The following is an 11,700-nucleotide window of genomic DNA, read 5'->3' as shown; positions in this document are numbered from 1 at the left end:
CACCATGAACGACTCTCGCTTCGACCACGCCCTCCGCTCGCTGCGGGTCTGGGACACCGAGCTGCCCGGCTTCGACCCCGGGTCGGCGCCCGCCGAGCCCCTCCCCCTCTTCCGCGACTGGTTCGTGTCCGCGGCCGATGCCGGGCAGGTCGAGCCGCACACCATGTCCCTGGCGACCGTGGACGAGGGCGGCCGGCCCGACGTCCGTACGGTGATGCTGCACGGCGCCGACGAACGCGGCTGGCACTTCGCCTCGCACGCCACGAGCGCGAAGGGCCGCCAGCTCGCCGCCCGCCCCGAGGCCGCGCTCGGCTTCTACTGGCCGCGCCAGGGCCGCCAGATCCGGGTCCGCGGCCGGGTCTCCACGTCCCCGCGGGACGAGGCGTACGCCGATCTGCACGCCCGCACCACCGGGGCGCTGGCCTCGGCCCTGGTGGGCCGGCAGAGCGAGGTGCTGGAGTCGCCGGAGGAGCTGCGCCGGGTGAGCGAGGCGGCCTGGGAGCGGGCGGAGGCCGAGCCGGGCGCCCACGCCGAGAGCTGGACGCTGTACGTCCTGGAGGCGGACGAGGTCGAGTTCTTCCAGGGCGACGAGCGGCGGCGGCACGTCCGGCTGCGCTACCGCCGGGAGGCCGGCGGCTGGGTCACCGAGCTGCTCTGGCCCTGACCGCCGGCCGGGGCGCACCATGAGAGGAGGAGGTGCGAGAACCATGGGTACGTACATGGATGTCCACCGGAACATGGTGGGGATCACCGCCGACGAGCTGAGGGAAGCGCACGCCGCCGACCTCGCGATCGAGAAGGACGAGGGCGTCCACTTCGAGAAGGCCTGGGCCGACCCGGAGTCCGGCACGGTCTACTGCCTGTCGCACGGGCCGTCGGCCGACGCCGTCCAGCGCATCCACGCCCGCACGGGCCACGCCGCGGACGAGATCCACGAAGTGAGCCTCATGGTGTGACGGCCGCGTCCTCGCCCCCGTACATCTCCTCGATCTCGCGGGCGAAGTCGCGCAGCACCGCGCCCCGCCTCAGCTTGAGCGAGGGCGTCAGGTGGCCGCTGGTCTCGGACCACTCGGTGGTCAGGACGCGGAACGCGCGGATCGCCTCGGCCCGGGACACCAGCCGGTTGGCGTCGTCCACGGCGCGCTGGAGCACCGCGAGGAGCTCCTCCTCGCGGGCGAACTCCCACAGCGCGATGTGGTCCTTCTTCCGCATCCGCCGCCAGTGCACGAGACCGTCGTGGTCGAGGGTGATCAGCGCGGTGACGTACGGGCGGTCGTCGCCGAGCACCATGCACTGGCCGACCAGCGGATGGGCGCGGATCCAGTCCTCCAGCGGGGCCGGGGCGACGTTCTTGCCCGCAGAGGTGATCAGGATGTCCTTCTTCCGGCCGGTGATCCGCAGATAGCCGTCCTCGTCCAGCGCCCCCAGGTCACCGGTCGGGAACCATCCGTCGTCGGTGTAGGGCACCGCGACCCCGCGCTGGGAGTCCCAGTAGCCGGCGAAGACATGGCCGCCCTTGAGCCAGATCTCACCGTCGTCGGCGATCCGTACCGCCGTGCCGGGCAGCGGCCTGCCGACGGTCCCGATGCGGGGGCGGCGCGGCGGGGTGACCGTCGCGGCGGCGCAGGTCTCCGTCAGGCCGTACCCCTCGTAGACCTCGATGCCCGCGCCCGAGTAGAACTCAGAGAGCCGGATCCCCAGCGGCGATCCACCGCAGATCACGTGCCGGACCCGGCCGCCGAGCGCGTCCCGGATCCGCCGGTAGACCAGCGGGTCGTACAGCGCCCGTGCCGCGCGCAGTCCCAGCGAGGGCTCGTCCTCGTGTCCGTACCGCCGGGCGACCCGGGCCGCGCGGTCGAAGGAACCGGCCCGGCCGCTCCGCTCCGCCGTCGCCCGGGCGGAGTTGTACACCTTCTCCAGGACGTACGGGATGGCGAGGAGGAACGTGGGCCGGAAGCCGGCCAGGTCGGCGAGCAGGTCGCCGTTCTCGATGGACGGGGCGTGCCCGAGCCGCACCCGGGCCCGTACGCAGCCGATCGCGACCATCCGGCCGAAGACGTGCGCGAGCGGCAGGAAGAGCAGCGTCGACGGGACCTCCTTGCTCACCTCGCGGAAGACGGGGTGGAGGAACGCGATGGCGTTGTCCACCTCGGCGAAGAAGTTGGCGTGGGTGAGGGCGCAGCCCTTGGGGCGGCCGGTGGTGCCCGAGGTGTAGACGAGGGTGGCGAAGGTCTCCGGGGTGAGCAGTCCGCGGCGGGCGGTCACGGCCTCGTCGGGGACATGCGCCCCGGCCTTGCGCAGCTGGTCGACGGCGCCGGAGTCGAGGACCCAGAGGTGGGCGAGGCCGGGCAGTCCGCGGCGCTCGGTGGAGACCAGCCGGCCTTGGGTGGTGTCCTCGACGACACAGGCCGCCGCGCCGGAGTCCTGGAGGATCCAGCGGGTCTGGAAGGCGGAGGAGGTGGGGTAGACGGGGACGGTGATCAGCCCGGCGGCCCAGGCGGCGAAGTCGAGCAGGGTCCACGCGTAGGTGGTACGGGCCATCAGGGCGAGCCGGTCTCCCGGCTGCAGGCCCGCGGCGATCAACCCCTTGGCCACGGAGTGGACTTCGGCGGCGAAGGCGGAGGCCGTGACGTCCTCCCAGGTCCCGTCGGCGCGCTTGCGGGAGAAGGCGACGGCGCCCGGCTCCGCGCGGGCGTTGTCGTAGGGGATGTCGGCGAGCGAGCCGCGCCGGACCGGGGGCGCGAGCGGGGGCACGGAGGCCTCGCGGACCCTCCCGGCCACGACGGTGACGTACGGCTGCGGCTCGTTGTCGGGCACGTGCGGCTCCTCGGTCGCTGCGGACTACTGCCCTATGAGTAACCTTACTTTTCGGTAAATCCAAGACCGGGCGAGGAGTTGGGACCACGACGATGCCTGACACACTGACGGACCTCCTGGCCCTGGCCGGCGCCGTGACCCGCACCCCGTTCACCCGGGCCCGCCCCGACGTCCCGCCGCCCCGGACCCGGATCACCCGCGGACCGCTGCGCGTCGACGAGGACCGGCTCGCCGCGTACGCCCGCCTCTGCGGCTTCCGGTACGGCGCGGGCGGCCCGCTCCCCCTGACCTACCCCCACGTCCTCGGCTTTCCGCAGGCACTGCGGCTGATGAGCCGCCGGGACTTCCCGCTCCCCCTGCTCGGGCTCGTCCACACCTGGATCACGATCACCCGGCACGCCCCGCTCACGGCGGCGGACCGTCCGGAACTCACGGTGTACGCAAGGGAGTCGAGACCGCACCACCGGGGCACCGAGGTCACGGTGGTGACGGAGGCACGGCTGGCCGGCCGGCTGGTCTGGGAGTCGGCGAGCGGCTACCTGGCCCGCCACGCGAGCACCGCGGAGGCGCCGCCGCGCGACGCACACCCACTCCCGCCCCCGACAGCGCAGTGGCACCTCCCCCGGAACCTGGGCCGCCGCTACGCGGCCGTGTCGGGCGACCGCAACCCGATCCACCTCCACCCGCTGACCGCCCGGGCGTTCGGCTTCCCGAGGACGGTCGCGCACGGCATGTGGACGCTCGCACGCTGCCTGGCAGAACAGGACTGTTTGACCGAACTCCCCTACGTGAGAGCCGAGTTCAGATCCCCACTGCTCCTGCCCTCGACGGTGGCCCACGCGACCGACGACAGCGGCCGCATCCAGCTGAGGACGGGCGAGCGCCTGCACCTCATCGTGGATCCGAACCGGCCCGAGGAGACCAGCGCTCGCTCTTCATGAGGTTGCCGAGCCCGGCCCAGGAGAAGTTCATCAGCGTCGCCGCCGACTCCCAGGCCGTCATCCCGGGCGTCTCGTTGGCCCACGTGGCCACCGACTCCGCGGCCCCGACCAGCGCCTGGGAGAGCCCGGCGACATCCCGCTCGGCAAGCTCGGGATCCCGGTGCGTCTCCCGGTGGGTCGCCTCCGCGGCGGCCCCGATCAGCGTCCCCACGTACGCCACGATCTCGCCCCGCATCCGCCCCGCCTCGCTCGCGAAGGGCTCCCCCTGCGTCCGCGCCTGCCGGCTGAGCACGGCCCAGCCGTCGGGGTGCTCGGCGGTGTGCGTGAAGAAGGCCAGCAGCCCGGCCCACAACTGCTCCTCCGCCGGCAACCGCGAGTCGACCCCGGCCGCGACGGCGGCGAGCAGCGCCTGCGCCTCCCGCCGGATACAGGCGGTGAAGAGCTCTTCCTTGGAGTTCAGATACAGATAGACCAGCGGCTTCGAGACTCCGGCGAGCTCGGCGATCTCGTCCATGGACGCGGCCTGATACCCCCGCTGCCCGAAGGTCTGCACGGCGGCGTCCATCATCTGCCGCTCCCGCACTTCCCGCGGCATCCGCTTGACCTTCGTGGCGCCCACGCCGCCCGCCTTCCCACCCCTGCTCACCTGTCCGGGGAGAGCCTACGTGCGGTTGCCTCAGGCCGCGCCCCTGCAGTCGATGCACCGCCCCTCGGGATCGTGACTGCGGAAGGCGCGCTCACAGCCGTCGCAGCTGATCAGGGGCAGTGGCGCAGGCGGAGGCGCGGGCGCGGCAGGGAGCGGCGGCGGCAGCAGGGTCGTGAGGCGGTACTCCAGGAAACGTGCCGGGTGATGGATGGGCACGGGCTCGGGCGGCAGGTTCGCGGTGAGGGTACGGGCGATCTGGGCGGGGGTCGCGGAGCGGTCCAGCCAGGCCTCGACGGCAGGAGCGAGCCGCTCGACATCCCTGGCGGAGAGCAGAGGCCGGGAATCCGCGAGCCGGAGCCGGACGAGGACTTCGGCGGCGGGGCCGGTGGGAGAAGGCCGGGCGGCCCGGGGCGCCGGGGGCGCCTTCGGCGGCAACGGAAGGGTGTCCGGCGAGGGGCCGGGGGCAGGGTGCGGCTCGGGCGCGTGGCCGGCCTCGGATGCGCCGCGAGGCTTGTCGTACGCCAGGGTTCGGGTGGCGAACTTGCCACCACCGACGGGGAGTCGGGGACGGGCGAGGTACCCGGCGCGCTCCAGTTCGTTGAGCGCCCGTCGGACGGTCTTCTCGCCCTCCCGGAAGCGGAGTGCGAGCGCCTTGGCGGTCACCGAGACCCCGTCCGGCAGCGACTGGATGTACACGGCGAGCCCGATCGCGACGGCGGAGAGCTCCTTGTGCTGGGCGAGGTGGTTGCCGATGACCGTGAAGCGTTCGGTGTGGCGGTGCCTGATGTGGATCACGCCGGAGCGGGGCGCGCCCTCGGGAATCACGTGGGCCACGGGATGAGCGGACGTGGCCGCGTTAGACTGCGGATCAGCCATTGGGAAGGTGTCGACTTCCTGATCGGTAGGCCCTCGGTCAGGATTGCCGTCCTGCCGGGGGCCGAGTTGCATATGCCGTTGTTGCGGCAGACCGTACCGCACCCATCCACGCTTCCGACACCACGTCACCCGTACGTGTGACGTTGGCAGTTGGGGGGACAGAGGGGTGGTTGGGAGGGTTCTCTCCCGTTCCTTTCCTGGGGAACCGCGCCCGACCGGAGCGCACTACGACGCGCCCCGGCGGGAGGCAGGAAGCGGCTGAACCTCCGAGGGTTCTACTCCACGGACGACCTGTACCGCATCCTGTAGCGATGCGCCGCCTTCGTCATCAGCGTTGCCTCGATCGGGCGCGGCCGCAGCCGACAACGTCACGCCCGCCCCGGGCAGGCCCTGAACGCGTGATGCCCACACCCCCGTCATCAGGGGCATGGGCATCGACGGCGGCTGTCCGCCCGAGCGTTACGCGGCGAGGGCCGGCTCGCGGTCGTCGACCGGGGAGGACGAGGCCGCGTTGTACGCGTCGACGTCCAGGATCTTCTCGCGGGCCGCGACGACGACCGGGATCAGAGCCTGCCCGGCGACGTTCGTGGCCGTCCTCATCATGTCCAGGATCGGGTCGATCGCCATCAGCAGGCCCACGCCCTCCAGCGGGAGGCCCAGCGTGGAGAGGGTCAGCGTCAGCATGACCGTCGCGCCGGTGAGGCCCGCGGTGGCCGCGGAGCCGACGACCGAGACGAAGGCGATCAGCAGGTAGTCCTGGATGCCCAGCTGCACGTCGAAGATCTGCGCGATGAAGATCGCGGCGAGCGCCGGGTAGATCGCGGCGCAGCCGTCCATCTTGGTCGTGGCGCCGAACGGGACGGCGAAGGAGGCGTACTCCTTCGGGACGCCGAGGCGCTCGGTGACCTTCTGGGTGACCGGCATGGTGCCGACCGAGGAGCGGGAGACGAAGGCCAGCTGGATGGCGGGCCAGGCGCCCTTGAAGAACTGGACCGGGTTGACCTTGGCGACCGTCGCGAGCAGCAGCGGGTAGACGCCGAACATCACCAGGGCCGAACCGATGTAGACGTCCGCGGTGAAGGTCGCGTACTTGCCGATCAGCTCCCAGCCGTAGTCGGCGATGGCGAAGCCGATGAGGCCGACGGTGCCGATGGGGGCGAGGCGGATGACCCACCACAGGGCCTTCTGGAGGAGTTCCAGGACCGACTCGGAGAGGGTGAGGATCGGCTTGGCGCGGTCACCGAGCTTCAGCGCGGCGACGCCGGCGACGGCGGCCATGAAGACGATCTGAAGGACGTTCAGCTCGGTGAACGGCGTGATGACGTCGGACGGGATGATCCCGGTCAGGAAGTCGATCCAGGTGCCCTCGCGCTTCGGCAGCTCGCCGTCCTGCGGGGTGAGGCCGGTGCCGGCGCCCGGGTTGGTGAGCAGGCCGATCGCGAGGCCGATGCCGACGGCGATCAGCGAGGTGATCATGAACCAGACCAGGGTCTGGGCGGCCAGCCGGGCGGCGTTGTTGACCTTGCGGAGGTTGGTGATCGACACCAGGATCGCGAAGAAGACGAGCGGGGCGACGGCCAGCTTCAGGAGCTGGACGAAGATGTCGCCGACCTGGCCAAGGGTCTCCTTCAGCCAGCTGACGTCCTGGCTGCGGGCGAGCCAGCCGAGCAGGACGCCGAGCGCGAGACCGGCGACGATCTGGGCCCAGAAGGGGATCTTGGGTATTCGGGAGGAAGCCGGGGACTTCGTCTCGGGCGTGGACGCGGACGCGGACACAGACACACTCCAGCGGTGCGTATCGGGTAATACGGGGACGGGGGTGCGGTACACACGCGTTCTAGCGGTACCGCCGCATGATGCCGGGGTCAGAGCTCGCGGCAACAGACCGCGGACATACAGCGGCACAGATCGACATGCAGGCGCGCCACGAGCGGGGTGCTCGCGGCATCGAGGAGGCGCAGTGCTGTCGTCACGGCAGGTACGTTAACACTTGAACTTTGAGAACCTCAAAGCCCTTCTTTGAGATGCCGAGAGCCCTCCCCGCCTCCGAAACGCAGAACACCCCGGCCAGGAGCCTTCGAAGCTCCTGACCGGGGTGTTTGTACTGTGATGAAACTTACCCAGGACTTACACGTCCCGGGCCTGCGGCTTACGCGTCCTCGCGCGACCGGTTCTCCGCCAGGCGGTCCTTGGCCCGGTCCACCTTGGCCACGATCTGCGCGGACATCGCGTCCCGCTGCCCGCGCAGCAGCACGAAGCTGAGCGGCGCGGAGATCACGATGGCGAGGAGGAGCACCCAGAGCAGGTTGGAGTCGCCGAGGCCGCGCGGCAGCACGCCGACGTAGACGAGCCCCCAGAGGGCGAAGAAGCAGCCGGCGAAGACGCCGAGTCGCATGAGGGTGTAGCGGAGGGTCGCAGCGCCCGTCCCGTTCGCGGCCACGACGGCCCCTTTCTCTCGATTGCCCGTCCAGTGAAGCACGGTCCGAATTGGATCAGTTCAGGGGGAGGAGCATGAAAATGTCGTCCCGGTCGTCGCCCTCGGCCACCCGGATGGCGCCGGGCACCCGCCCGACCTCCTTGTAGCCGCAGGAGCCGTAGAAGCGGTCGACGCCGGTGCCGCCGCGACAGGTGAGGCGAATCGCCTCGATCCCTTCGAAGCCGCGGACCGCGTCCTCGACGGCGGCCATCAGGTCACGGCCGTACCCCTTGCCCTGGTGGGAGGGGTGGACCATGACCGTGTAGAGCCAGACCCAGTGCGTCATCAGCCGGTGCGTGTTGTACGCGACGAAGGTGGTGGCGGCGACGGTGCCGTCCTCCTCGTACCCGACGACGAGCCGCATCCGGCCCTCGGTCATCGCGACGAGGTGCTTGAGCAGCTCGGGCCTGACCTCGTCCCGGGTGACCGGCGGGACGAAGCCGACGGCACCGCCCGCGTTGGAGACGTCGGCCCAGAGGCGCAGGATGCCGTCGCGCAGCGCGGGGGTGACCTCGGGGTCCAGTTCGAACGTGAGGCTCACGGTGTCAGACCCGCATCGGCTGGGGGGACTCGCGGCGGTCCGCGTCCGGTCCCGGGTACTCGCGGATGATCTCGTACCGCGTGTTGCGCTCCACCGGGCGGAAGCCGGCGTCGCGGATCAGCTCCAGCAGGTCCTCGCGGCCCAGCTTGTTCGGCGTGCCGTAGTTGTCGGCGTCGTGCGTGATCTTGTACTCGACGACCGAGCCGTCCATGTCGTCGGCGCCGTGCTGGAGCGCGAGCTGGGCGGTCTGCACACCGTGCATGACCCAGAAGACCTTGACGTGCGGCACGTTGTCGAAGAGGAGACGGGAGACCGCGAAGGTCTTCAGCGCCTCCGCGCCCGTCGCCATCGTCGTGCGCGCCTGGAGCTTGTTGCGGACCTTGCCGTCCTGCATGTCGACGAAGTCGTGCTGGTAGCGCAGCGGGATGAAGACCTGGAAGCCGCCGGTCTCGTCCTGGAGTTCACGCAGCCGCAGCACGTGGTCGACGCGGTGCCGGGGCTCCTCGATGTGCCCGTAGAGCATCGTGCTCGGGGTCTTCAGACCCTTGGAGTGGGCCAGGCGGTGGATCCGGGACCAGTCCTCCCAGTGGGTGCGGTGGTCCACGATGTGCTGGCGGACCTCCCAGTCGAAGATCTCCGCGCCGCCGCCGGTGAGGGACTCCAGACCGGCCTCGATCAGCTCGTCGAGGATGTCGGAGGCCGACATGCCCGAGATGGTCTCGAAGTGGTGGATCTCGGTGGCGGTGAACGCCTTGAGCGAGACGTTGGGGAGCGCCTTCTTCAGCTCGGAGAGCGAGCGCGGGTAGTAGCGCCAGGGCAGGTTGGGGTGGAGCCCGTTGACGATGTGCAGCTCGGTGAGGTTCTCGTTCTCCATCGCCTTGGCGAGGCGGACGGCCTCCTCGATGCGCATCGTGTACGCGTCCTTCTCGCCCGGCTTGCGCTGGAACGAGCAGTACGCGCAGGACGCGGTGCACACGTTCGTCATGTTGAGGTGGCGGTTGACGTTGAAGTGGACGACGTCACCGTTCTTGCGGGTCCGGACCTCGTGGGCCAGGCCGCCGAGCCAGGCCAGGTCGTCGGACTCGTACAGAGCGATGCCGTCCTCGCGGCTCAGCCGCTCTCCGGAACGGACCTTCTGCTCCAGCTCGCGCTTGAGTCCCGCGTCCATGCGGCCGCCTCCCATGTCTGACGATTTCAGGCTCCACCCACCGTACTCTCAGCCCTCCTCGGGCAGATCCCCGACCCGGTTCTCCCACTTGGTGGAGAGCACGATCGTCGTACGGGTGCGGGAGACGCCCTTGGTGCCGGAGAGACGGCGGATGGTCTTCTCCAGTCCGTCGACGTCGTCCACCCGCACCTTGAGCATGTACGAGTCGTCGCCGGCGATGAACCAGCAGTCCTCGATCTCGGCGAGGTCCTTCAGGCGGCGCGCCACGTCCTCGTGGTCGGCGGCGTCGGAGAGGGAGATGCCGATGAGGGCGGTCACGCCGAGGCCGAGCGAGGCGGCGTCGACCGTCGCGCGGTAGCCGGTGATGACCCCGGCCGCCTCCAGACGGTTGATGCGGTCGGTGACGGAGGGGCCGGAGAGCCCGACGAGCCGGCCGAGTTCGGCGTACGAAGCTCTGCCGTTCTCGCGCAGAGCCTGGATGAGCTGCCTGTCCACGGCGTCCATAGGTATGAAGCCTTCCATTGTCCAGCGATACCGCGAGTTTAGGTATAGAATCTAAGGTACACAGGGGTCGACGCCCTGTGAATCTCTCAATTAAACAAAGACGATCTTTCAGGAGTGGTGTTCACCGTGTACACGATCGAGATGGCCCATGCCCGTATGCGCGAGCTGCAGGAGATGGCCAACCGCTCGCGTGCCCACCGGCCGTCCGCCTCCCGCCGCGCCGAGAAGAAGCGCGCCGCGAAGAAGCGCTAGTCCGCACGAGGGCTCGCACCACCACCGAGCTCTCCCTCCCAACGGCGGTACAGCCGGTGCGGCACCCCTGCCGCGTCGAGCACCCGCCCGGCGACGAAGTCCACCAGATCCTGGATGTGCGTCGCCCCCGCGTAGAACGCCGGAGAGGCGGGCAGCACCACGGCGCCCGCCTCGTCCAGCGCCACCAGGTGCTTCAGCGTCTGTCCGTTCAGCGGGGTCTCCCGCACCGCGACCACCAGGGGCCGCCGCTCCTTGAGCGTCACGCTCGCCGCCCGCTGCAGCAGGTCCTTCGAAAGCCCCAGCGCCACGCCCGCCACCGAGGCGGTCGATGCCGGCACGATCAGCATTCCCTTCACGGGGTACGAGCCGCTGCTCGGCCCGGCGGCCAGATCCCCGGCCGCCCAGTACCGCACGTCGTCGATGCCGGGCGCGAACGTCCCCGGCTTCCCGTCGGCGCCCCGCGCCAGCCACGCCGCCAGGTCCTCGCGCCAGTGCGCGTCCCGGAAGGCGATCCCCGTCTCGTCGAGCAGCGTCAGCCGCGACGCCCGCGAGACGACCAGGTCGACACTCTCCCCCGCTGCCAGCAACCCCCGCAGAACGGCGGCGGCGTACGGGGTACCCGACGCCCCGGACACCCCGACCACCCAGGGACGACGCTGCTCTTCCTCTACCGGCTCCACGCCGCCGAGCCTATCCGGCGGCCCGGGACGAGAACTCCGCACGGGGTCCCGTACGTTCTCCCCTACACACGGCGGAAGACCGCAGGGGGATGGTCATGACAGAGCTCGAAACGCCACGGTGGCGTACGTCCGACCGGGCGAAGACCGCGATACGGCTCATGGTGGGCTGGGTGGCCCTGCTCTGGATCCTCGAAGTCGTCGACCTCGCCACGGGTCACGCGCTCGACGCGTACGGCATCACCCCGCGCGATCCGGCGGAGCTGGCGCACATCGTGCCCGCCTCGTTCCTGCACTTCGGCTTCGACCACGTCGCCTCGAACAGCGTCCCGCTGCTCGTCCTCGGCTTCCTCGCCGCGCTCGGCGGCATCCGCCGCTTCCTCGCCGTCGCCGCCCTGATCATCGTGGCCGACGGCCTCGGCGTCTGGCTGATCTCCCCGACGTACAGCAACACGGCGGGGGCCTCGGGCCTCGTCTTCGGTCTCTTCGGCTACCTGGTGGCGCGGGGCTTCGCCGACCGCAGGCCGCTGGACGTCGGCGTCGCTCTGGCGGTCGGAGCGGTCTGGGGCGGCGCGATCCTGTCCGGCATCTCCCCCACCAACACGGCCGTGAGCTGGCAGGCCCACCTCGTCGGCCTCGTGGCGGGCGTGGCGGCGGCCTTCCTCCTCCGCCGCCGCGCCGCGGCCGCGGGGACCGCTCTGCCCTCCTGAGTCGGATTCCCGGGACTGCACGGGGCTGCCCGGAACTGCCTGAACTCCCAGGACTGCCCAGGGCTGCCCGGGGGCGCCCGGGGCCGCCCTGG

Annotated in this window: 14 protein-coding genes; 5 read left to right on the top strand and 9 right to left on the bottom strand. The window is 70.8% G+C overall.

Annotation, left to right across the window (positions count from 1 at the left end; genetic code table 11):
- Positions 1–4: 4 nt before the first annotated feature.
- Both ACFVGW_RS18730 and ACFVGW_RS18725 read left to right on the top strand, forming a co-directional pair.
- The gene (locus ACFVGW_RS18730) at positions 5–664 is read left to right on the top strand and encodes a pyridoxal 5'-phosphate synthase (RefSeq protein WP_385852752.1); all 660 of its coding nucleotides are present in this window, start codon (positions 5–7) and stop codon (positions 662–664) included.
- A 43-nt stretch (positions 665–707) separates the two neighbouring features.
- On the top strand, positions 708–956 hold the full coding sequence (locus tag ACFVGW_RS18725) for an SCO4226 family nickel-binding protein (protein WP_383222725.1): 249 nt from the start codon (positions 708–710) through the stop codon (positions 954–956).
- Here the strand turns inward: ACFVGW_RS18725 and ACFVGW_RS18720 are convergent.
- The gene (locus ACFVGW_RS18720; RefSeq protein ID WP_385852751.1) at positions 946–2,817 is read right to left on the bottom strand and encodes an AMP-dependent synthetase/ligase; all 1,872 of its coding nucleotides are present in this window, start codon (positions 2,815–2,817) and stop codon (positions 946–948) included. The genes ACFVGW_RS18725 and ACFVGW_RS18720 overlap by 11 nt on opposite strands.
- A gap of 92 nt (positions 2,818–2,909) precedes the next feature.
- Between ACFVGW_RS18720 and ACFVGW_RS18715 the strand changes: the two genes are divergently transcribed.
- Entirely contained in the window at positions 2,910–3,758 is an 849-nt protein-coding gene (locus ACFVGW_RS18715; RefSeq protein ID WP_385852750.1) for a MaoC/PaaZ C-terminal domain-containing protein, read from the top strand.
- Here ACFVGW_RS18715 and ACFVGW_RS18710 read toward each other — a convergent pair.
- The 7 genes from ACFVGW_RS18710 to ACFVGW_RS18680 all read right to left on the bottom strand — a co-directional run bounded on the left by ACFVGW_RS18710 (position 3,709) and on the right by ACFVGW_RS18680 (position 9,969).
- Positions 3,709–4,377: a TetR/AcrR family transcriptional regulator gene (locus tag ACFVGW_RS18710; RefSeq protein WP_385852749.1), complete on the bottom strand. Its 669-nt coding sequence runs from the start codon at positions 4,375–4,377 to the stop codon at positions 3,709–3,711. The genes ACFVGW_RS18715 and ACFVGW_RS18710 overlap by 50 nt on opposite strands.
- A gap of 57 nt (positions 4,378–4,434) precedes the next feature.
- Positions 4,435–5,238 (bottom strand): hypothetical protein, encoded by an 804-nt coding sequence (locus ACFVGW_RS18705; protein WP_385852748.1) that lies wholly within the window; start codon positions 5,236–5,238, stop codon positions 4,435–4,437.
- A 501-nt stretch (positions 5,239–5,739) separates the two neighbouring features.
- Positions 5,740–7,056: a dicarboxylate/amino acid:cation symporter gene (locus tag ACFVGW_RS18700; RefSeq protein WP_383288238.1), complete on the bottom strand. Its 1,317-nt coding sequence runs from the start codon at positions 7,054–7,056 to the stop codon at positions 5,740–5,742.
- A 373-nt stretch (positions 7,057–7,429) separates the two neighbouring features.
- Positions 7,430–7,720: a DUF4229 domain-containing protein gene (locus tag ACFVGW_RS18695; RefSeq protein ID WP_385852747.1), complete on the bottom strand. Its 291-nt coding sequence runs from the start codon at positions 7,718–7,720 to the stop codon at positions 7,430–7,432.
- A 52-nt stretch (positions 7,721–7,772) separates the two neighbouring features.
- Positions 7,773–8,297 (bottom strand): GNAT family N-acetyltransferase, encoded by a 525-nt coding sequence (locus ACFVGW_RS18690; RefSeq protein ID WP_385852746.1) that lies wholly within the window; start codon positions 8,295–8,297, stop codon positions 7,773–7,775.
- Between the two features lie 4 nt (positions 8,298–8,301).
- A complete protein-coding gene (mqnE, locus tag ACFVGW_RS18685; protein WP_352187094.1) occupies positions 8,302–9,465 on the bottom strand; it encodes an aminofutalosine synthase MqnE in 1,164 nt (387 codons plus the stop codon).
- Positions 9,466–9,513: 48 nt separating this feature from the next.
- Positions 9,514–9,969 carry an Lrp/AsnC family transcriptional regulator gene (locus ACFVGW_RS18680; protein WP_318104107.1) on the bottom strand — a complete coding sequence of 152 codons (456 nt, stop codon included), beginning with the start codon at positions 9,967–9,969 and terminating at the stop codon, positions 9,514–9,516.
- A 126-nt stretch (positions 9,970–10,095) separates the two neighbouring features.
- Between ACFVGW_RS18680 and ACFVGW_RS18675 the strand changes: the two genes are divergently transcribed.
- Positions 10,096–10,221 (top strand): hypothetical protein, encoded by a 126-nt coding sequence (locus ACFVGW_RS18675; RefSeq protein ID WP_383288347.1) that lies wholly within the window; start codon positions 10,096–10,098, stop codon positions 10,219–10,221.
- On the opposite strand, the gene ACFVGW_RS18670 is transcribed toward ACFVGW_RS18675, so the two are convergent.
- Positions 10,218–10,901, bottom strand: coding sequence for a UbiX family flavin prenyltransferase (locus ACFVGW_RS18670; protein WP_352187093.1), 684 nt, complete (start codon positions 10,899–10,901; stop codon positions 10,218–10,220). The genes ACFVGW_RS18675 and ACFVGW_RS18670 overlap by 4 nt on opposite strands.
- A 95-nt stretch (positions 10,902–10,996) precedes the next feature.
- Between ACFVGW_RS18670 and ACFVGW_RS18665 the strand changes: the two genes are divergently transcribed.
- Positions 10,997–11,608: a rhomboid family intramembrane serine protease gene (locus ACFVGW_RS18665; RefSeq protein ID WP_385852745.1), complete on the top strand. Its 612-nt coding sequence runs from the start codon at positions 10,997–10,999 to the stop codon at positions 11,606–11,608.
- Positions 11,609–11,700: the final 92 nt, after the last annotated feature.

The organism is Streptomyces sp. NPDC127129, from assembly GCF_042671585.1.
Classification (GTDB): domain Bacteria; phylum Actinomycetota; class Actinomycetes; order Streptomycetales; family Streptomycetaceae; genus Streptomyces.
The sequence above is the reverse complement of the archived record's forward strand: the minus strand, read 5'-3'. Positions and strand labels throughout refer to the sequence as shown.

Bases quoted from the DNA above. Each gene is read 5' to 3' on its own strand.
- ACFVGW_RS18730 (WP_385852752.1), top strand. From the start codon at position 5: ATGAACGACTCTCGCTTCGACCACGCCCTCCGCTCGCTGCGGGTCTGG.
- ACFVGW_RS18725 (WP_383222725.1), top strand. From the start codon at position 708: ATGGGTACGTACATGGATGTCCACCGGAACATGGTGGGGATCACCGCC.
- ACFVGW_RS18715 (WP_385852750.1), top strand. From the start codon at position 2,910: ATGCCTGACACACTGACGGACCTCCTGGCCCTGGCCGGCGCCGTGACC.
- mqnE (WP_352187094.1), bottom strand. From the start codon at position 9,465: ATGGACGCGGGACTCAAGCGCGAGCTGGAGCAGAAGGTCCGTTCCGGA.
- ACFVGW_RS18680 (WP_318104107.1), bottom strand. From the start codon at position 9,969: ATGGACGCCGTGGACAGGCAGCTCATCCAGGCTCTGCGCGAGAACGGC.
- ACFVGW_RS18665 (WP_385852745.1), top strand. From the start codon at position 10,997: ATGACAGAGCTCGAAACGCCACGGTGGCGTACGTCCGACCGGGCGAAG.